The organism is Brevundimonas sp. (assembly GCF_041919755.1).
GTDB lineage: Bacteria > Pseudomonadota > Alphaproteobacteria > Caulobacterales > Caulobacteraceae > Brevundimonas.
On sequence record NZ_JAYRTD010000001.1, the window covers coordinates 224,791 to 244,598 of the forward strand.

Below are 19,808 nucleotides of genomic sequence, written 5' to 3' on the forward strand. Positions count from 1 at the left end.
CCGTTGCGACGCATCTTCCCCCCGGATGATGTCACTGGCTAAAGCTCAGCTTGATCGGCTGGCCTTCAGCGAACGCTTGACCCGTGGGCACCCGGAAGACGCGGCGGCCACCGGCAGGAGCCAGATAGCCCACGCCAACGGCTTCGTTGATCTGATTGGCCGTCAGCCGGACACGGACATCCTGGCCTTGCGGATCCTTGCCCTCAAAGGTCCAGTCTGCACCGCTCATCAGCGCATAGCGCGTGCCGGTGTTGCGCAGCTCGACCTCGACGCCGGGAACTTCGCCAGCCGCGGCGGCGGGTGCCGCGGCAGCCTCGGAGGTGGCGGACGTCAGCTCCAACGGCCCAGCGGCGGTCGTCACCATGGCGGGCACAGCGGACAGCACACGCACATCAGGCTCGGCACCGGGAGGCGCGACCGTCAGCAAAGATTTCATATGATAGACAAGCTGGACCTGGGCACCGACGGCCGCGTCGGAGGCCGTTCCCTCCACGTCGACCGGCAGCTGGTGAATGCCCACATAGTAGGCGCGCGACACGGCCAGTTCGGGGTCGCCGACCCACTGGACGCGCACGACCTGGCGACCATTGACGGGAATCACCCCTTGCGGCGGGAAGACCAGAAATTCATCGTCCGACGGCGTCTCGATCATCTGACCGTTTTCGTCAAACTCGATGCGGGTGATCCGCGTTTCGAAGGCCAGAGAGGTCGAACCGACGTTCTGAACCTCGATCCGGGCCGATGAACCGGCACCGCGTGTAGTGATTTCAGAGACCATCGGCGAGACCCGCATGGCCTCGGCGTCGGTGATCAGGACCAGTCCCAAAGCGAGAACCGCCGCGAGGGAATGCACGATGGCTTTCCGCATGCGTTTCATGGTTTGGATCAGCATGGGTCAACTCCGGATAACAGCGATCAGCTTGTGCGCCGCATCGGTAAACAACTTGCAAACTATATGCCGGAGTCAGGGAGGCGATTGTCGTCGCCTCCCTGATCCCTGCCGACCCGTTTGGGTCGGACTTTCAGGCCCTTAGATCACGTCCAGCGTGACGGTGATCGTGTCAGAGTAGTTGCCGGCCAGCAGCGAGCGGGTCGGAACCGGCACGTTGATGTTCATGTTAAACACCGACTTCCAGGCACCTTGCTGCTTGTTGTTGTTCAGCGTGTTCAAACCAACGTTCAGAGTCTCTGCAACCGGAGCCGCTGCGCCACCCGACGGAGCCGAACCCTGCCAGCTGGCATTGACGATGTAGTCAAGTTCGTTGGTGAACTGCGTCTGGTCGAAGCCAGCGGTGTTGTCAGACACCATGCCGGTAGCGCGACCCTTGGCAATGGTGACGCGGTTGCGGGTGTTGCAGCCAGCGACGTTGGTCTGGACCGAGGCCGTGGCCGGAGCGGTCATGTCGAAGGCCGAGGCCGGGCCGACGTTGTCGTTGGCTTCGATGCCGATGACGCCGAAGTTGATCGAGCGATCGACGTTGCCGACGAAGAACGAGCAGTCAGGCGTCACGTTGCCGCTGATCGTGAAGCTGTTGCTGACCGTCGTCACAGCTTGACCGTTGTTGGCCGCCGACGAACCTTCGATGACGATCAGCGAGACGTTTGCGTTCATGCCTAGCCCGAAAATGACGCTGTCAGCAGCGATCAGATATTCACGTCCGATCGCACCAAGGCTGGTTTCGTTGAATTGGGTCGGAGCTTGGTCGTTGGCGTAGACGTTGCCGAAAGAGGGCGTAGACACGGTCGGACCCGCATACCCTGGGCGGACATCAATCGATGCATGATATACATCGCCAGCATGAGCGGCAGTAGAAACCAGTGCGATGGCGGCGACGCCAGCAAGAAGGCGGAAGGCTTTCATAGGTAGTTCCAGTCGAAGAAGAGAAATTGTGATTTAGCTGAATCAGGGGGGCAACAGATGTCGCCCCGCTGATCCTTGCCGACCCGTTTGGGTAGGACTTTCAGGCCCTTAGATCACGTCCAGCGTGACGGTGATCGTGTCAGAGTAGTTGCCGGCCAGCAGCGAGCGGGTCGGAACCGGCACGTTGATGTTCATGTTAAACACCGACTTCCAGGCACCTTGCTGCTTGTTGTTGTTCAGCGTGTTCAAACCAACGTTCAGAGTCTCTGCAACCGGAGCCGCTGCGCCACCCGACGGAGCCGAACCCTGCCAGCTGGCATTGACGATGTAGTCAAGTTCGTTGGTGAACTGCGTCTGGTCGAAGCCAGCGGTGTTGTCAGACACCATGCCGGTAGCGCGACCCTTGGCAATGGTGACGCGGTTGCGGGTGTTGCAGCCAGCGACGTTGGTCTGGACCGAGGCCGTGGCCGGAGCGGTCATGTCGAAGGCCGAGGCCGGGCCGACGTTGTCGTTGGCTTCGATGCCGATGACGCCGAAGTTGATCGAGCGATCGACGTTGCCGACGAAGAACGAGCAGTCAGGCGTCACGTTGCCGCTGATCGTGAAGCTGTTGCTGACCGTCGTCACAGCTTGACCGTTGTTGGCCGCCGACGAACCAATGATCTCAATCATCGAAACGTTGGCGCTGGTGTTCATCACCTGAGCCGATGCGCCTTGCAGGTAACCCTTCGCAGCTGGGTTGTTAAAGCCCTCGTTGAAGGTGAAGTTGGTCGGATAGCCCGGAGGCGTTGCAGTGTAGGTGCCAAAGCCCGGAACGTTGACCGAAGGGCCTGTTTGACCAACCGGAACCGACATCGAGGCGTGATAGACGTCACCGGCCTGAGCGGCGGTGGAGATCAGGGCGAGGGCGGCGACGCCCGCAAGCAAACGGAAGGCTTTCATGTCATTCTCTCCGACTTAAATGCCTTCGACCATTGGGATCAGAAGGCGCATTGGGCACGATTGCCCAAAGGGTTGAGCGCCGGGCGATCACCGCCCGCCGCGAAAGGGTTCAGGTCCTGGGGGCCAGGACCACGGTGATGGTCTCCGAATATCGCCCGGCCAGAAGCCCAGCGCCGGTGGGAGGGGCGACATCGAAGCGCAGTCGGGCCGCGCCATTCGAGATGCCGTCCTGGCTGGATACCGTCGCGCCCGAGCGCATCTGGTCCGATGTGAAGTTGGCCTCGATGACGCGAGCCTCAGGCGAGCGGACCGGCAGATCGACGCGCATCTGATAGGTCAGGCGACCGGCATAGGGCCCCTGCCCGTTCGGCATTTCGTCATGGGCGATACCGCCGTTCGAGGACTGGAACGACAGGGTGAAGGGCACATTGCAGTCCAGCGCCATATTGGCCCGGATGCGAAAGCCGGTGTTGCCCATCACGCCCAGGTTGGCATCAGGGATGTCACCCATGCTACAGCGCTGGGAAATGCGGCCTGAAAATTCGATCTGAAGCCGCTTTGCACCATCGGCGACGTCGCGGTCACCTTCGGCAGCAAGTGACGGTCCTGCGATGGCGGCTGCCGAGACGGACAGCGCCACCGCGAGCGGTGCGAGTATGCGTTTCATCTATTCCACCCAACCCCAGCGAACCCCGTTATCCCCGGGTTCGTTCGCGGCGGAATATGTTCGTTAGCATTTTGTTAATCGTCCCCAAGATTGGGGACATATCAATGTTTTATCAACCTTATGCCTGAGCTTAGTCCGTGTTTACCAACATGTTTCCCGTCGCCGCTGGCTTTTCGCGTCTAGGGGGAATCGACCATTGGTATGCAAAAAAAAATCGCGGACCCGAGACGTTAATGGTTAAGCTATGCGAAACCCCGCCATCCGGCGGAACATTTCCTCTTTGCTGGACACGTCCATTTTCAAATACAGGCGCTTGACGTGGGTTCTGACGGTAGCCGCGCCCAGTCCCAGAAGTGACGCCGTCCGCTCGACACTGTTGCCATCGAGTAGCAGCAAGGCCACCCGATATTCTGCCGGCGTCAGAGAGAATGCAGGGGCGAAGTTGGCCCACTGCGGCTGGAAGCCGATGCTCGTATCCTGGATACGCAACCCAACGAGCTCTGAGCCAGCGCTGATCCTGCGTGCCACGAAGAGCAGTTGCTCCTGACTTCCCGTCCGCGAAAGATACCAGGTGCTGAACGTGTCATCTGCCCTGTCGACCAGATCTGTCAGTTCAGACTGCAGGGCATGATCGGTCAGCCGTATCGCCGACCCGGCGCGATGCAGGATCGTGGCGTCGTCCAGAAAGCGCTGCGCGCTTTCGCTGGCCCAGACCACGCAAAGGTCCTTGGTCACGATCAGCCGCCGCGCGGGATCGGCACCGGCCCATTCCGCGACGGCCTCGCTCGCATCCTTAACGGCGCTGCGATGGGTTGATGTAAGCAGAGCGTCCAAGTCTGACATGTTTCACAGTTCGATGAACGGCAGCCGTTAATGGTGAACGCCATGGTTATCAATAAGAAAGACGCCTTTGCACGCGCTGGGCGAACCGCTATCGATATCGGCGGTTGGCGTGCTAACCGCCGATCAATCATGGATTGGACAACGTGGCTGGAGGAGTGTGCGCCGTGAAGATCCTGCTGCTTTCGATGACTGCGTCGCTCGTGTTTGCCGGCGGGGCAGCACACTCTCAGGACGCGGCGAATTCACCGCAAGCGCCAACGGCTGCTGAGGTGCTCACCGGCGTCAGCCCCCAGACCCGTGAAGAACAGATCGGCGAAACTCGCAGCTATGTCAGTGAAACCGTGCAAAGCGGTCCGGGTGGCGTTGCTTCGCAGAACCGCCAGACATTTGCGCTGGAAACCATGGCGCTCACCCGCACAAAGATTCTGATGCGCTACAGACTCAAATCCGCTGAGGCACAGGATGCGGCGCGCCCCTATCTCGCTGGCCTTCTGCAGTCATACGTTGATGTGCCGATCGAGTTCGAGGCCAATCTGAACGGGATGCCACAGCGGATCATCAACTGGACCCGCGTGAGCCAGGCCCTGGAAGCCAACATGGCCCGGGCATTGCCTGACGAAGAAGCTCTGCGAAACGGCACTCTGGCCGGCCTGAATGCCATGCCGGAGAATGTCCGGGCTCTCGCCATCCTGTCGGATGTCGCCACCTTGGCCCAGATGCAGCCTCGCGGCCCGGTACGGCTGGGTCGCGTGACCGCACCTGAAACGCGTACACCAGTCGCTGACAATCGCTTTGTCGTATCGACCCGATTTGCCGAACTGGACATGATCGAGCCGGCCCGCTGCACGGCCCGGTTCCAGAGCGGATCGTCGGCCCAGGTCGAGGGTGCACAAGACCGGACGACCACGACACTGGTGGGCGAACTGTCGACGCTGGATGGGTGGGCCAACACCCTGGAGCGCCGAACAGAGGCCGTGTCTGCGCAAGGCACAGCCGTTCAAACATTGACGATCCGACGCGAGGCGACGCCGGGTTGCGGCTAATATTGATTCTTTAAGGGTCAGCTGGCGGTCTCGACCACCATTCGGCCTTGATCGTGGCGCATGTGCGCGCCCCTTTCGCCAACCGTGACGGCTGGCGTGCACCGCCCTGGTGCCCTACGGAACGATCATGCCTTTTCCTGCCAGCCATCCCGCGCTCGACCGCGCTCTTTCCGACCGTGGTTATGCCGAGCCGACGCCCGTCCAGGCTGCCGTTCTGGAGGCGTCGCTGAATGACGATGGGTCCGGTCGGGATCTGCTGGTCAGTGCCCAGACCGGGTCCGGCAAGACCGTCGCCTTCGGCTTGGCGCTGGCCCCTACCCTGCTGGGCGAGGCGGAGAAGTTTGCAGAGTTCGGTGCTCCCGTCGCCCTGGTCATCGCCCCGACCCGCGAGCTGGCCCTGCAGGTCTCCAACGAGCTGCAATGGCTGTATACCCAGACCGGCGCGCGCATCGTCTCCTGCGTCGGCGGCATGGACCCTCGGACGGAACGCCGAGCGCTGGAACGCGGCTGTCACATCGTGGTCGGCACGCCCGGCCGACTGCGTGACCATGTCGAGCGGGGCGCGCTGGATCTGTCGACGCTTCAGGCCGTGGTGCTGGATGAAGCCGACGAGATGCTGGACATGGGCTTCTCCGAAGACCTGACCTTCATTCTGGACGCCGCACCCGCCGAGCGTCGGACCCTGTTGTTCTCGGCCACCCTGGCGCGTGACATCGTGCAGCTTGCCAAGACCTATCAGAAGGATGCCCTGCGCATCGATACGGTCGCCGGTGCCGGATCGCACGCCGACATCGAGTACAAGGCCATCCGCGTGGCGCCGAACGAGGTCGAACTGGCCGTCGTCAATGTGCTGCGTTATTTCGAGGCCCCCGGGGCCCTCGTGTTCGCCAATACGCGCGAGCGGGTGAAGCATCTGACCGCCAGCCTTCGCGAGCGCGGCTTCTCCGTCGTCGGCCTGTCCGGCGAACTGACCCAGAGCCAGCGATCCGAGGCCCTGCAGGCGCTGCGCGACGGCCATGCGCGGGTGTGCGTCGCCACCGACGTCGCCGCGCGCGGTCTGGACCTGCCCGATCTGGGGCTGGTCATCCATGCGGAGATTCCGGTCAACAAGGCCGGGCTGCTGCACCGTTCGGGCCGGACCGGTCGCGCGGGCAAGAAGGGCGTGTCTGTCCTGCTGGTCAGCTATACGCGCCGCCGCAAGGTCGAGATCATGCTGTCCTCGGCGGGGATCACCGCCGAATGGTCGGGCCCGCCCAGCGCCGACGAAATCCGCGCCAAGGACCAGCAGCGCATGCTGGCCGATCCCGTCCTGACGACCGTCATCGAGGACGAGGACACCCTGGCCATGGGTCGCCAGCTGCTGGAGAAATCCAGCGCGGAACAGATCGCCGCGGCCCTCATCCAGCTGTATCGCCATAAGCTTCCGCCGCCCGAAGACGTCTATGACGACGAGCGGATGAAGCGCCAGCAGGCCAGCGGCAAGAACGACAAGGGTCAGCCTGATGTTCCGTACACGGACTTTGCCCGTGGCGGCGACATGGCCTGGTACCGGATCAACATCGGCCGCGACAAGAACGCCGATCCCAAATGGCTGATGCCGACCCTGTGCAGGCTGGGCCATGTGACCAAGCGCGATATCGGCTCCATCAAGATCTTCGACCGCGAGACCAAGTTCGAGATCACGATGGAGATGAAGGCCAAGTTTGAGGCCGCCATCGCGCAGGGGCTGGAAGACGGCGTCAAGATCGAGCCTGCGGTCAAGCCCGGCCCGTCGGAGAAGCCCGTCGGTCGCTGGGACAAGAAGCCATCCGGCGACCGTCCGCAGTCCAACCGTCCTGACAAGAAGCCCTGGGCCAGGCGTGAAGAGGGTGCCGACAAGCCCGCCTGGAAACCGCGCGAGGACCGTGCTGAGGGTCCGAAGAAGCCCTGGGTCAAGCGCGACGACAGCACGGCATCTTCTGAAAGGAAGCCGTGGAAGGCCCGCGAGGACGCCCCGCCTGCCCCCGCCGTCGAAGGCAAGAAGTGGGTGAAGCGCACGCCCGACACCCCGACACCCGAAGGCAAGAAGCCCTGGATCAAGAAGCCGCCAGTCGAGGGCAAGACGCCCTGGGCCCCGCGCTCGGACGCCACGCCCGGCGCGGCCGGCCACAAGCCGTGGAAGGGCAAGCCCAGGAGCAAACCGCAGGGCGGCGACCGCCCATGGGCCGCCAAGGACGCCCGCGGCAAGCCCGCGACCAGCAAACCCTACAAGGGTAAGACCCCGCGCGGCTGAGTACTCCTCCCCCATCGGGGGAGGGAAACCGCGCGTAGCGTGGTGGAGGGGGCCAGCCCCAGACACCGGCGTTTGCGTCTTTCCCCCTCCACCATCCTTCGGATGGTCCCCCTCCCCCGATGGGGGAGGAATGGATTGCGCCACCTCTGTAACCGTTTACGGTAGCCCGCAAATCAAGAGACTGCGGGTCGAGGAAACATGGCGGACGTCCGGCTGGCCGGTGTGAAGAAGCGCTTCGGCACGACCGAAGTCCTGAAGGGCATCGATCTGGAGATCGCCGACGGCGAGTTCGTGGTCTTCGTCGGCCCCTCCGGTTGCGGCAAGTCCACCCTGCTGCGCACCATCGCCGGACTGGAAGAGGCCGACGCGGGCCAGATCGCCATCGGTGGCCGCATCGTCAACGACCTGTCGCCGTCCGACCGGGGCATCGCCATGGTGTTCCAGTCCTATGCGCTTTACCCGCACATGAGCGTGTACGAGAACATGGCGTTCGGCCTGAAGCTGGCCAAGGCCGACAAGGCCGAGATCGACCGGCGCGTACGCGGCGCGGCCGAGACGCTGAACATCACCGAATACCTGGACCGCAAGCCCAAGGCCCTGTCGGGTGGCCAGCGCCAGCGTGTCGCCATCGGCCGCGCCATCGTGCGCGAGCCGCAGGTCTTCCTGTTCGACGAGCCGCTGTCCAACCTGGACGCCAGTCTGCGCGTCCGCATGCGCTACGAGTTCGCGGCCCTGCACCAACGGCTGAAGACGACCATGATCTATGTCACCCACGATCAGGTCGAAGCGATGACCCTGGCCGACCGGATCGTGGTCCTGAACGGCGGCGTGATCGAACAGGTCGGCCGGCCGATGGATCTGTACGAAAACCCCCGCAACCTCTTCGTCGCCGAGTTTATCGGCAGCCCGAAGATGAACCTGCTGCCCGGCGAACTGGTCACGGCGACAGCGAGCGGTGCGACGGTGCGACTGGTGGGTGGCGAAACCCTGTCGGTCGCGGTCGATGCCTCGGCAGCCAAGGCGGGCGACAAGGTCACCGTCGGCATCCGGCCCGAGCACATCGGCGGGGCGACCGAGGGTGACACCCTCCCGGCCACTCTGACCTTCGTCGAAACGCTCGGCCACGCCACCTATGCCTATCTGACCTATGGCGAGATCGCCCTGACCGCCCTGCTCCCCGGCGAGGCGCGGCCGACAGCGGGTGAGGTCATGACGTTGAAGGTTCCAGCCTCGCAAGCGCACCTGTTTGATGCGCACGGGATGGCGTTTCAGAGACTCTGACCCTTCTCCCCTTGCGGGAGAAGGTGGGCCGGAGGGCCGGATGAGGGGGCTGTCAGCCTCTCGCTCATCGTCAGACGGCGTTCGAACTTGTAGAGCACCCTCATCCGAGCGGCTCCGCCGCCCACCTTCTCCCGCGAGGGGAGAAGGAGACTCTGTTGCATCGCACAACGTCTGGCTTCTACAGTCCCGCATGCCCTCCCCGACCCGCCTGACCGTCGACCTGAACGCCCTGGCCGCCAACTTCCATGCGCTGGAAGCGGCCACCGGCGTACCGGTCCATCCGGTGGTCAAGGCCGACAGCTATGGGTTGGGGGCCGTCGCCTGTGCCACCCGTCTGATGGCAGAGGGGGCCCGGACCTTCTTCGTGGCGCGGGCATCGGAAGGCGTCGCCTTGCGGGAGGCGCTAGGGCCCGCGCCGACGATCTACGTCCTAGACGGCTGCGTCGGCGATGCGGCTTCCGTTCTAAAGGCCGCCAATCTGCGTCCGGTGCTGAACCATGGAGCCCAGCTTGCCGCCTGGCGCGCTGCCGGGGCCGGGCCCTGCGCCATCCAGATCGACACCGGCATGAACCGTCTGGGATTTCGCCAGGAGGAGGCTCCTGCACCGTTCGAGGGCCTGACGATGGTTCTGAGCCATCTGGCCTGCGCCGACGATTCCTCGGCCGAGATGAACGCCCGCCAGCGTGACGTGTTCGCCGCCGTCGCCGCCCGCTATCCCGGCGCGATCCGGTCCTTCGCCAACTCCGGCGGCGATTTCCTGGGCCGGGATTATGCCTTCGACGCCGCGCGCCCCGGCATCTGCCTGTATGGCGGCGGTCCCGAGGGGCGGCCCGACCCGCGCATCCGCCCTGTCGCTACCTTTTCCGCCGACATACTTCAGGTCCGTGACGTGCCTGCAGGCGAGAGCGTCGGCTATTCGCGCGGCTTCGTCGCGGACACACCGCGCCGGGTCGCGACGGTCGCGGCGGGATACGCCGACGGTGTCCTGAGGTCGTACAGCCCGAAAGGCCAGGTCTGGATCGGCGGGACGCTGCGGCCGCTGGTCGGAAGGATTTCCATGGACGTCTGCGCCGCCGATGCGACCGATCTTGACGTAGCCGTGGGCGATAGCGTCGAACTGTTCGGTGCGCACAGGCCGATCGACGATGCGGCACAGGCCGCCGGGACCATCGCCTATGAACTGCTCACCTCGATCACTTCACGCGTGCCAAGGCACTATATCGGGTGACCCTCTAGCGCAGGCCACATGTTCCCCCTATGTTCCCGCCGGGTTCGAGGGGCAGACGATGACAATCCGATCAGCATGTCGTCTGCCTGACATGAAGCCCACAGCGAAGTTGCACTTTTTGCACCCCGTTTTTTTCGAGTGCATTTTCTGATGGCCCGCGACAGTGCGATCTATGTCTGCCAGTCCTGCGGAGCCGTCCACGGCAAATGGTCCGGCCAGTGCGGGGCCTGTGGCCAGTGGAACTCCATCGTCGAGGAGAGCCGCTCTGCTCCGCCCGGTGCCCTGAAGCCGGTCAGTGCGGCCAGGACCCGCGGTCTGCAGTTCGAGACGCTGCAGTCGGACACGCCTGAGCCGCCTCGTCTCGTCACCGGTGTGACCGAGTTCGACCGCGTCTGCGGCGGTGGCGTGGTGCCGGGCTCGGCCATCCTGCTGAGCGGCGATCCGGGCGTGGGCAAGTCTACCTTGCTGCTGGACGTCGCTGGCCGTGCGGCGATGGCGGGACGCCGCGTGGCCTATATCTCGGGCGAGGAGGCGGTCGAGCAGATCCGCTCTCGCGCCAAGCGGATGGGGCTGGAGAAGGCTCCGGTCGAACTTGCCAGTGCCACGGCGCTCCGCGACATCCTGGGCACGCTGAAGCGCGAAAAGTTCGACATCGTCATCGTCGATTCGATCCAGACCCTATGGTCCGACGCCCATGAGGCGGGGCCCGGTTCGGTGACGCAGGTTCGCGCCTGTGCCGGGGAGATGGTGCGGCTGGCCAAGTCGCAGGGCGTGGCCGTGGTTCTGGTCGGCCATGTCACCAAGGACGGCCAGGTGGCCGGGCCGCGCGTGGTCGAACACATGGTCGATGCGGTGCTGAGCTTCGAGGGCGAGCGCGGCTATCCCTTCCGCATCCTGCGTGCGGGCAAGAACCGCTTCGGCGCGACCGACGAGATCGGCGTGTTCGAGATGGGCGATGCGGGCCTGCGCGAAGTCTCAAACCCATCCGCCCTGTTTCTGGGCGAGGGCAAGGATCGTGCACCGGGAGCCGCCGTCTTCGCCGGGATCGAGGGTTCCCGCCCCGTGCTGGTCGAGATGCAGGCCCTGGTGTCCAAGTCCGCCTATGGCACGCCCCGCCGCGCCGTCGTCGGCTGGGATACCGGTCGGCTGAACATGGTGCTGGCCGTACTGGAGGCACGCTGCGGCTTCGGCTTCGGAGACCAGGATGTCTATCTGAACGTGGCGGGTGGCCTGCGCATCAACGAACCGGCGGCGGATCTGGCGGCGGCGGCGGCCCTGATCAGTTCGGCCACCGACATGCCCCTGCCCCAGGGCTGCGTCGTTTTTGGCGAGATCAGCCTGTCGGGCGAGGTCCGCAGTGTGGGCCGGGCCGAGGCGCGGCTGCGGGAAGCCAACAAGCTGGGCTTCGACAATGCCCTGACCCCCCCGCTCACGGTCAAGGACAAGGGCGTGAAACTGACCTCGGTCACCCGCCTGACCGAAGTGGTCGAACGAATCTCGCAGAACCGCTATTGAGGTGGGGTGACCGGTTTCGACATCTTCGCCCTCATTGTCATCCTGATCTCCGCCGGGGCGGGGTGGGTGCGCGGGGCGTTACGCGAGGTCATCACCCTGTTCAGCTTTGTGCTGGCGGCCTTCGTGGCCATGCTGGCCTTGCCGGTAACCGCGCCGATCGGGCGCGGCCTGATCGATCCGGACTGGCTGGGGTCGATCATGGCCGTGATCGTGTCCTTTGTCCTGATCTATTTCCTGATCCGTCTGGGAGGGTCCGCCCTATCCAAGGGAGCCAAGGATCATCCGCAGCTGGGCGGGATCGACCGGTTCCTGGGTGTTTTCATCGGGGCGGTGCGGGCGCTGGTCCTGCTGGGAGCCATCCATCTGGTCGTGGTCGCCGCCATGCCGGGCGAGCGGACTCCGCGCTGGCTGACGGATGCGGCCGTCCGGCCGTTGTCGGCAGGGTCTGCGCGAGTGATCCAGATTATCCTGCCGGGCCTGGGGCGTGGGGCCGACGCCCTGACGCCGCTGGTGTCTTCGTCTGTCAGCAGAGGGTTTTCGGATGAAGAAGCCTTGCCCCCGACGCAAAGCCCGCCTAACTCCCCGGCCACAGCCCCCTGATATAGTTTCAGCAGGTCATCGGAGCCCCACGATGCGCCACCTGATCGCCGATCCGGTCATCCACCGCGAACATTGGCGCGACGCCGATGACGACACCCTGCGTCTGGAATGCGGGGTCTGCGGCGTCTGGGGGGCCGACGAAGACGCCGCCTCCGCCATCGTGGCCCTGGGTCTGCACGCACTCCAGCATCGCGGACAGGAAGCCTGCGGCATCGCCAGCGTCAAGGACAGCCGCTTTCATACCGAACGCCACATGGGTCTGGTCGGCGAAGCGTTCGGCGGTGCCGATCTGGCCACCCGCATGCCCGGTCGCGCCGCCGTGGGCCACACCCGCTATTCGACCGCAGGCGGCAGTTTCCTGCGCAACATCCAGCCCATGTTCGCCGATCTGGATTCGGGCGGCATCGCCGTGGCGCACAACGGCAATCTCACCAACTTCCACTATCTGCGCAAACAACTGGTCGGCGAGGGCTCGATCTTCCAGTCGACCTCGGACAGCGAGGTCATCCTCCACCTGATCGCCCGCAGCCGTAAGGCCAAGATCGTCGACCGCTTCATCGACGCCATCGGCCGGATCGAGGGCGGCTATGCCCTGGTCTGCCAGACGCGGTTCAAGATGATCGGCGCTCGCGACCCGCTGGGCATCCGCCCGCTGGTGCTGGGCAAGATCGGCGAGGCCTGGGTGCTGGCGTCCGAAACCTGTGCGCTGGACACCATCGGGGCCACGTTTGTGCGCGATGTCGAGCATGGCGAGGTCGTGATCATCGACGAAAAGGGTTTGCGCTCGCTCAAGCCCTTCCCGAGCCGCGCGGCACGGCCCTGCCTGTTCGAATACGTCTACTTCTCGCGCCCCGACAGCGTGGTGAACGGGCGCTCGGTCTATGGCGTGCGCAAGCGCATGGGCCAGGGCCTGGCCCGCGAGCATGGCGTCGAGGCCGACGTTGTGGTGCCGGTGCCAGACTCCGGTGTGCCCGCCGCCCTCGGCTATGCCCAGGAAAGCGGCATTCCCTATGAGATGGGGATCATCCGCAGCCACTATCTGGGCCGCACCTTCATCCAGCCCAGCCAGGCCACCCGCCAGAAGGGCGTGCGCATGAAGCACAGCCCCAACCGCTCGGTGCTGGAGGGCAAGCGCGTCGTCCTGATCGACGATTCGATCGTGCGCGGCACGACTTCAGTCAAGCTGGTGCGAGCCGTGCGCGCGGCAGGGGCCAAAGAGGTTCACCTGCGCTCGGCCAGCCCGCCGATCCTGTATCCCGACTTCTACGGCATCGACATGCCCGAGCGGGACCAGCTGATCGCCGCCAACAAGTCGCTGGACGAGATGCGCGAATATCTAGAGGTCGATTCGCTGGGCTTCCTGTCCATCGATGGCCTGTATGCCGCCATGGAGGCCGGGCCCCGCGATCCCAAGACGCCGCAGTTCACCGACCACTACTTCACTGGCGAATACCCCACCCGCCTGCTGGATCGCGAGATCGAGGAAGGTGGCCGCGAGGAGCCCCAGCGTCAGCTGTCCCTGCTGGTGAGTGCCTGATCCCTCTATGACTGACCTGCCTCTTCAAGACCGTATCGCCCTCGTAGTGGGGGCCTCGCGTGGTATCGGCTACGAGACTGCCCTGGCGCTAGCGAAGGCCGGGGCCCGTGTCGTGGCGACGGCGCGGACCCAGGGCGGGCTGGAAGAGCTGGACGACGCCATCTTCGCCGCCACCGGCAAGCACGCGACGCTGATCCCGTTCGATCTGGTAGACGGCGGCGCGATCGACCGGCTGGGCGGGGCGCTGTTCGATCGGTTCGGCAAGCTGGACATCTGGGTGCAGTCGGCGGCCATCATGGGGGCCGAGGGGCTGACCCCCGTCGCCCACGCCGACGTGCGCGGCTTCGCCAAGATCGAGAAGACCAACTTTACCGCCGTCTATCGCCTGATCCGCTCGCTGGAGCCGCTGCTGCGGGCTTCGGACGCCGGACGCGCCATCTATCTGACTTCGAGCGTCGCCTCCGCCCCTAAGGCCTTCTGGGGGGCCTATGCCGCGACCAAGGCGGGGGCCGAGGCCCTGATGAAATGCTGGGCCGACGAGATCGAAAGCACCAACATTCGCGCCAGCATCGTGGATCCGGGCCGCATGCGCACCCAGCTGCGCGCCCAGGCCTATCCGGGCGAGGAGCCGGAGACCGTGATCCACCCCTCTGCCATCGGCCCGCTGATGGTCGAGCTGGCGCGCGGCGACCGTGAACCGGCGCTGGAGGTGAAGTTCAGGGACTGGAGCGCCGGCTAGGAGACTGAGACGGTGGTCCGGGACCGACTCAACCGTTGATCAGAGTCGAAGGCAGAACGACATCTCGTTCGCATTCGGCATAGGCAACAGCTTCCCGCGTGTAAGTCTGCAGCTTCTGAATGTAGCTGTTTACCTGAGCCACATAGGCCGTGAATGAAGCCTGGTACTCGCGATTGGCGGTCTCATACGCATTCAGTACGCGGTTGTTGCAGTTATGGGTGCCGCGCGCCTCGTTGACGCAAGATGGCAGCGCCGGGCGCTCTGGCTTGGTCGGTCGTTCAACAACGGGAATTGCTGGAACGGGGCAGGCTGAAGCGACCGAGCCGGCGTCCTGCGCCATCGCCGATCCAGCGAGCAGCATGCCGGTCGCCAGAGCCAAAAATAGTTTCATCACTGAACTCCCCCTTAATCCGGCGCAATGTGCCAGTCCAGGGTCCCCCGTCAACCGGAAGTCACTTCTTCGGCGCGTGCTTCTGACCGGTACGGATGCGGCCCGAGCGTGAGACCTGACGGGCCCCGCCGCGCGCACCCTTCTGGACGGCGATGAAGGAGCCGGCCTTCTTTGAGGCGCTGGCTTTCAGGCCGGACAAGGGCTTGGGCTTGGCACCGGACTTCTTCTGCTCCAGCGCCTTGCCTGGCAGGTTGGACAGGGCGGCCTCGCGCTCGGCCTTCTTGATGACCCGGCGCGGCGCGATCTTGGCGTCGCCCTTGTAGCGTTCGGGACCCGACTTGGCCCCGCCCGGCGCATAGGGGTTGTCGCTGCCGGACTTGACGATCAGGCGGATCGGCGTGCCGGGCAGGTCGAAGCTCTCACGCAGATTGTTGACCAGATAGCGCTTGTACTGTTCCGGCATGGCCTCGGCACGGCTGGCCATTAGCACAAAGGTCGGCGGCCGGGCCTTGGTCTGGGCCATGTATTTGGGCTTGATGCGCTTTCCATCCACGGCGGGGGGCGGGTGGCGTTGGGTCGCCATCGACAGCCAGGTGTTCAGGTCCTTAGTCTTGACCTTGACCGACCATGTCGCATGCGCCTGCAGGATGGCGGGCATCAGCCGCTCGACGCCGCGCCCGTTGTGCGCCGACAGGGCGATGAAGGGCGAGCCCTTCAGCTGGGGCAGCTTGTCCTCAGCCAGGCGCGACAGCTCGGCCAGCTTGGACTGGGGGTTCTCTTCCAGGTCCCATTTCGACGCGACATAGACCAGCGCCCGGCCCTCGCGCTCGACCAGATCGGCCAGCTGCAGGTCCTGGGTGTCGAAGGCGTTGTCCTTGTCCATGACCAGGACAACCACCTCGGCGAAGGTGATGGCGCGGATGGTGTCGGCGACCGACAGCTTTTCCAGCTTCTCCTGCACCCGCGCCTTGCGACGCATGCCGGCGGTGTCGACCAGGCGGATGTTCTGGCCTTCGTATTCCCAGTCGACCGAGATGCTGTCGCGTGTGATCCCGGCCTCGGGACCGGTCAGCATGCGATCTTCGCCGATCAGGTGGTTGATCAGGGTGGACTTGCCGGCATTGGGCCGACCGACGATGGCGATGCGGATCGGCTTGTCCGGCTCATCGATCTCCTCGACGAAGATGTCCGCACTGGCGGTGACGACGGCGGCATAGAGGTCCGCCATGCCCTCGCCGTGTTCGGCACTGATGGCGACGGGTTCGCCGAAGCCCAGGGCATAGGCCTCGCCGATGCCGCCGCCGCTTTCACGACTTTCGGACTTGTTGGCCAAGAGGATGACCGGCTTGTGCACCTTGCGCAGGCGGTCGGCGAAGATGCGGTCCAGAGAGGTCACGCCCTCGCGGGCGTCCATCATGAACAGGATCAGGTCGCCGTCTTCCAGCGCGGCCTCGGTCTGCTCGCGCATGCGGCTTTCGAGGCTGTCATCGCTGACGTCTTCGTACCCAGCCGTATCGATCAGCGTCAGGTCCATGTCGCCGATGTGACCGTCGGCATAGCGGCGGTCGCGGGTCACACCGGGGCGATCGTCGACGAGCGCGAGGCGCTTGCCGACGAGGCGGTTGAACAGTGTCGACTTGCCCACATTCGGGCGGCCGACGATGGCGACTTTGAGAGCCATGTCGGCCTTCTAACGCAGTTTGGGCTGAGGCGTGAGCGTGATCAGCGAATGCTGACCAGGTCACCCTTGTCGGTCAGGACATAGAGCGCCCCGTTGTAGGCGGCGGGGGCCAGATAGGCCGGACCACCCAGTTTCAGGCTGGCGGTCTGGGCCCCCGTCTTGGGATCGAAGGCGACCAGTTCACCGTCGGAGTTGGTCAGGACAAGACGGTTGGAGGCCAGCAGCGGGCCGGACCAGACCGGGCGCACGGTGCGATCCCAGAAGCCCAGGAAGCCCCCCTCCTGACGCACGCGGCCTTCGTTCAGGTCGCGGGTCCAGTAGACCTGGCCCGTATCGCGGTTGATGACGGTCAGCTCGCCTTCCTTGGACACGACGTAGACCACGTCGCCGACCGGCAAGGGCGCATTGACGCCGCCGATAGGCAGTTCGGCCCACTTCGGCTCGCCCGAGCGGATGTCCAGCGCCGAAAGAACGCCTGAGTGGCTGATCGCATAGACGGTGCCGCGGCTGATGACCGGACGACCGGCGATGTCGCGGATCTCGGACAGGGCGCTGGTGCGGCTGGTGCGCGACAGGACGTGCTGCCATACGGCCTGGCCGGTCGAGGCGCGGAAGGCGGTCAGTTCGCCGGACGAGAACGGCGCGACGACGGTGTCGCCCGTGACGGCCGGGCTGGAGGCGCGCATCAGACGCGCGGGCTCAGGGATACCGCGGAAGCTCCAGGATTGCTGGCCCGTGGCGGCGTCGAAGGTCAGAAGCTGGTTCTCGACATCGACGACGAAGACGCGGCCGCCGGAGAAGGTCGGTGCGCCATGGATCGGCACATCGACCGGGGTCGTCCAGACGACGGCACCCGTAGCCTGGTCCAGCGCTGTGACGGCGCGATAGCCCGAGGCCACGAAGACGCGCCCGGCCCCTGCGGCGATCCCGCCGCCGAAGCCACCGCCGTCGGAGCGTCCGCCCATGCCGAACCAGCCGGTGCGGCGAGTGTCCTCGGCCGGCTTGATGTTGGTCTTCCAGGCGATCTCGCCCGTGCCGGCGTCAACGGCGGCGACCGAAGCTTCGCCGTCCAGGACGAAGATGCGATTCCCGTCGGCGATGACGGGTGCCATGACCTGGCGCGTGCGGCTGGAGCCGACGCCGATACTGCGACGCCAGGCGACCGTGAAGTCAGGGGCGGCGATGGCGTGTTCGACCAGGTTCTCAGCCGTGCCCCCGGGCTGGGTCCAGGCCGTTGCGGCTTGGGGTCCGGGCAGGAAGAAGTCGCGACCCGACAGGGCGGCTGACGGGGCCAGTTGCTGTTCGAACTCCAGGATGGAAATCCGCGCACCCTCGCTGGCGACGGCCTCGGGCTGCTCCGCACCGCCAAGCCCGAACGGCAGGGCACGGCGCACGGTGCCGCAGGAGGCGACGGTGACGGCCAGACCGCATAGCAGGGCGACTTTAATCACGCGATTCATGGGCGACGTCCTGGAAACGGGGATCACTGACTGGCCGGGGCGGCTTGAGGAGCCTGGGCAGGGGCTGGCGCGGGTGCGGGTGCGGCAGCCGGGGCCGAACCTGGAGCGCCGGCGGGCGGCGTCGCGACGGGCGCGGGCAGGTTGCGCATGGTTTGCAACAGCGCCGAAAGATTGGCGGCGACGCCCCCGTCGATCGCCTCGACGACCGCACCGGCGCGCTGGATGACCGGCTGCGGCGCATCCAGGTCATTCTTCAGAAGGACGAGGGCCTGACGCGCCTCCGCGGTCTGACCGGCCTGAAGTCGGGCCATGGCCAAGGCTTCGCGCGCGTCATAGCGGTAGGGACGCTTGTCGCCGGTCAGCGGCTCGAGGCGACCTTCGACGTCGGCCAGGGAGGCGTTGGTGTCCATCACCAGCCAGGCGGCCTTCAGGGCCGCGATGTCAGACAGGATCGGATCGCGCGTGGCCTTGGCCGCGTCGTCCAGATGCCGGATGGCGTCAGGGATGCGGTTGGCGTCGACGGCAATCTGCGCGCGCATCTGCAGCGCCAGGGCCTTGTAGGCTCCGTTGCCTTCCTTGGCGGCCTGAACGAAGGCGGCGTCGGCTCCGATGGGGTTGCCGGCCTCTAGGGAATCCAGCCCGCGGTCGTAGGCGACGGAAGCCTTATCCGCCTTGGACGTCTGCCAGCTGTCCCAGCCCCACCAGCTCAGCGCCGCGATCAGGGCGATCAGCAGCACGCCGCCGACGACGGGCAGCCAGGTGCGGGCCAGCCGCTTGTATCGATCGGAGCGAAGCTCCTCCTCGACCTGTTCGAAGACATCAACCACGAAAAACCGCCCCAAAACCGCTGAAATTCAATCCGGCGCGACCCTAGTGCGTCGCATCATCCACCGCAACGCGGCGGTTCAGGTGGAAACCGGCTTTTTGGAGAAGTAGGTCTCGACTTCGGCAGGAAAACGGCGGGCACGGACATCATCGGCATAGGTCGCCACCGCCTGATCGATCACCCCGCGCAGATCGGCATATTTGCGCACGAATTTCGGCGTCCAGTCGAAAACGCCCAGCATGTCGGACGAGACCAGCACCTGACCGTCGCAGGCGACCGAGGCCCCGATGCCGATCGTCGGCTTGTCGATCGCCTCGGTGATCTCTCGCGCCAGCCCTTCGGCGACGCCCTCGATGACGACGGCGAAGGCTCCGGCATCGGCGGTGTCGCGGGCCGATTGCAGGATGCGGGCGCGCTCGCCCTCCTCCCTGCCCTTGGCCTTGAAACTGCCGTCGATGTTGATCGACTGGGGCAACAGGCCGACATGACCCATAACCGGCACCCCGCGTTTGACCAGATAGTCGATGGTGGCCGGGGCGGTCGGACCGCTCTCGACCTTGATCGCCTGGGCGCCGGTTTCCTTCAGGACGCGCACGGCATTGGCATAGGCCGTCTCGAGGCCGGCTTCATAGCTGCCGAACGGCATGTCGATGACGACCAGGGCCCGTTTCGCGCCGCGCATCACGGCCTGGCCGTGCAAGATCATCATCTCGAGCGTCACGCCGACCGTGGACGTCAGGCCATGGACCGCCATCCCCACGCTGTCCCCGACCAGCAGGATGTCGCAATGCGCGTCCATCAGGGCCGCCGTCGGCGCATCATAGGCGGTCAGGACGACAATCGGCTCGCCGCCCTTTCTGGCCCGGATGTCGGGCACGGTGATCCGCTTGATCGGGCTCTGGATCTGGCTGGACATGAAGTA

At 65.2% G+C, this 19,808-nt stretch carries 18 protein-coding genes; 8 read left to right on the forward strand and 10 right to left on the reverse strand.

Annotation, left to right across the window (positions count from 1 at the left end; genetic code table 11):
• Positions 1-31 precede the first annotated feature (31 nt).
• The 5 genes from ACE3TH_RS01185 to ACE3TH_RS01205 all read right to left on the reverse strand — a co-directional run bounded on the left by ACE3TH_RS01185 (position 32) and on the right by ACE3TH_RS01205 (position 4,313).
• On the reverse strand, positions 32-892 hold the full coding sequence (locus ACE3TH_RS01185) for a hypothetical protein (RefSeq protein WP_374596594.1): 861 nt from the start codon (positions 890-892) through the stop codon (positions 32-34).
• Between the two features lie 138 nt (positions 893-1,030).
• Positions 1,031-1,861, reverse strand: coding sequence for a hypothetical protein (locus ACE3TH_RS01190; protein ID WP_374596596.1), 831 nt, complete (start codon positions 1,859-1,861; stop codon positions 1,031-1,033).
• Positions 1,862-1,969: 108 nt separating this feature from the next.
• Positions 1,970-2,803: a hypothetical protein gene (locus ACE3TH_RS01195; RefSeq protein WP_374596598.1), complete on the reverse strand. Its 834-nt coding sequence runs from the start codon at positions 2,801-2,803 to the stop codon at positions 1,970-1,972.
• Between the two features lie 109 nt (positions 2,804-2,912).
• The gene (locus ACE3TH_RS01200; protein ID WP_374596600.1) at positions 2,913-3,470 is read right to left on the reverse strand and encodes a hypothetical protein; all 558 of its coding nucleotides are present in this window, start codon (positions 3,468-3,470) and stop codon (positions 2,913-2,915) included.
• 237 nt (positions 3,471-3,707) lie between these two features.
• Positions 3,708-4,313: a LuxR C-terminal-related transcriptional regulator gene (locus tag ACE3TH_RS01205; protein WP_374596602.1), complete on the reverse strand. Its 606-nt coding sequence runs from the start codon at positions 4,311-4,313 to the stop codon at positions 3,708-3,710.
• Between the two features lie 164 nt (positions 4,314-4,477).
• On the opposite strand from ACE3TH_RS01205, the gene ACE3TH_RS01210 reads away from it, so the two are divergent.
• The 8 genes from ACE3TH_RS01210 to ACE3TH_RS01245 all read left to right on the forward strand — a co-directional run bounded on the left by ACE3TH_RS01210 (position 4,478) and on the right by ACE3TH_RS01245 (position 14,528).
• Positions 4,478-5,356, forward strand: a complete 879-nt coding sequence (locus tag ACE3TH_RS01210; protein ID WP_374596604.1) for a hypothetical protein — start codon at positions 4,478-4,480, stop codon at positions 5,354-5,356.
• Between the two features lie 127 nt (positions 5,357-5,483).
• A complete protein-coding gene (locus ACE3TH_RS01215) occupies positions 5,484-7,628 on the forward strand; it encodes a DEAD/DEAH box helicase (RefSeq protein ID WP_374596606.1) in 2,145 nt (714 codons plus the stop codon).
• 198 nt (positions 7,629-7,826) lie between these two features.
• The gene (locus ACE3TH_RS01220; RefSeq protein ID WP_374596608.1) at positions 7,827-8,909 is read left to right on the forward strand and encodes an ABC transporter ATP-binding protein; all 1,083 of its coding nucleotides are present in this window, start codon (positions 7,827-7,829) and stop codon (positions 8,907-8,909) included.
• A 190-nt stretch (positions 8,910-9,099) separates the two neighbouring features.
• A complete protein-coding gene (gene alr / locus ACE3TH_RS01225) occupies positions 9,100-10,137 on the forward strand; it encodes an alanine racemase (RefSeq protein WP_374596610.1) in 1,038 nt (345 codons plus the stop codon).
• Between the two features lie 150 nt (positions 10,138-10,287).
• The gene (gene radA, locus ACE3TH_RS01230; protein ID WP_374596612.1) at positions 10,288-11,652 is read left to right on the forward strand and encodes a DNA repair protein RadA; all 1,365 of its coding nucleotides are present in this window, start codon (positions 10,288-10,290) and stop codon (positions 11,650-11,652) included.
• A 6-nt stretch (positions 11,653-11,658) separates the two neighbouring features.
• Positions 11,659-12,252 carry a CvpA family protein gene (locus ACE3TH_RS01235; RefSeq protein WP_374596614.1) on the forward strand — a complete coding sequence of 198 codons (594 nt, stop codon included), beginning with the start codon at positions 11,659-11,661 and terminating at the stop codon, positions 12,250-12,252.
• Positions 12,253-12,283: 31 nt separating this feature from the next.
• Complete coding sequence (gene purF, locus ACE3TH_RS01240) at positions 12,284-13,789, forward strand: amidophosphoribosyltransferase (protein WP_374596616.1); 1,506 nt, start codon at positions 12,284-12,286, stop codon at positions 13,787-13,789.
• Positions 13,790-13,796: 7 nt separating this feature from the next.
• Positions 13,797-14,528, forward strand: a complete 732-nt coding sequence (locus ACE3TH_RS01245) for an SDR family NAD(P)-dependent oxidoreductase (protein ID WP_374596618.1) — start codon at positions 13,797-13,799, stop codon at positions 14,526-14,528.
• 28 nt (positions 14,529-14,556) lie between these two features.
• On the opposite strand, the gene ACE3TH_RS01250 is transcribed toward ACE3TH_RS01245, so the two are convergent.
• From ACE3TH_RS01250 to panB, 5 genes are all read right to left on the reverse strand, one after another.
• On the reverse strand, positions 14,557-14,919 hold the full coding sequence (locus ACE3TH_RS01250) for a hypothetical protein (RefSeq protein ID WP_374596620.1): 363 nt from the start codon (positions 14,917-14,919) through the stop codon (positions 14,557-14,559).
• 61 nt (positions 14,920-14,980) lie between these two features.
• The gene (gene der / locus ACE3TH_RS01255; protein ID WP_374596622.1) at positions 14,981-16,600 is read right to left on the reverse strand and encodes a ribosome biogenesis GTPase Der; all 1,620 of its coding nucleotides are present in this window, start codon (positions 16,598-16,600) and stop codon (positions 14,981-14,983) included.
• Positions 16,601-16,641: 41 nt separating this feature from the next.
• A complete protein-coding gene (locus ACE3TH_RS01260; RefSeq protein ID WP_374596624.1) occupies positions 16,642-18,060 on the reverse strand; it encodes a PQQ-binding-like beta-propeller repeat protein in 1,419 nt (472 codons plus the stop codon).
• A 23-nt stretch (positions 18,061-18,083) separates the two neighbouring features.
• Positions 18,084-18,887 (reverse strand): tetratricopeptide repeat protein, encoded by an 804-nt coding sequence (locus tag ACE3TH_RS01265; RefSeq protein WP_374596626.1) that lies wholly within the window; start codon positions 18,885-18,887, stop codon positions 18,084-18,086.
• 78 nt (positions 18,888-18,965) lie between these two features.
• Positions 18,966-19,802, reverse strand: a complete 837-nt coding sequence (panB, locus tag ACE3TH_RS01270) for a 3-methyl-2-oxobutanoate hydroxymethyltransferase (protein WP_374596628.1) — start codon at positions 19,800-19,802, stop codon at positions 18,966-18,968.
• Positions 19,803-19,808: the final 6 nt, after the last annotated feature.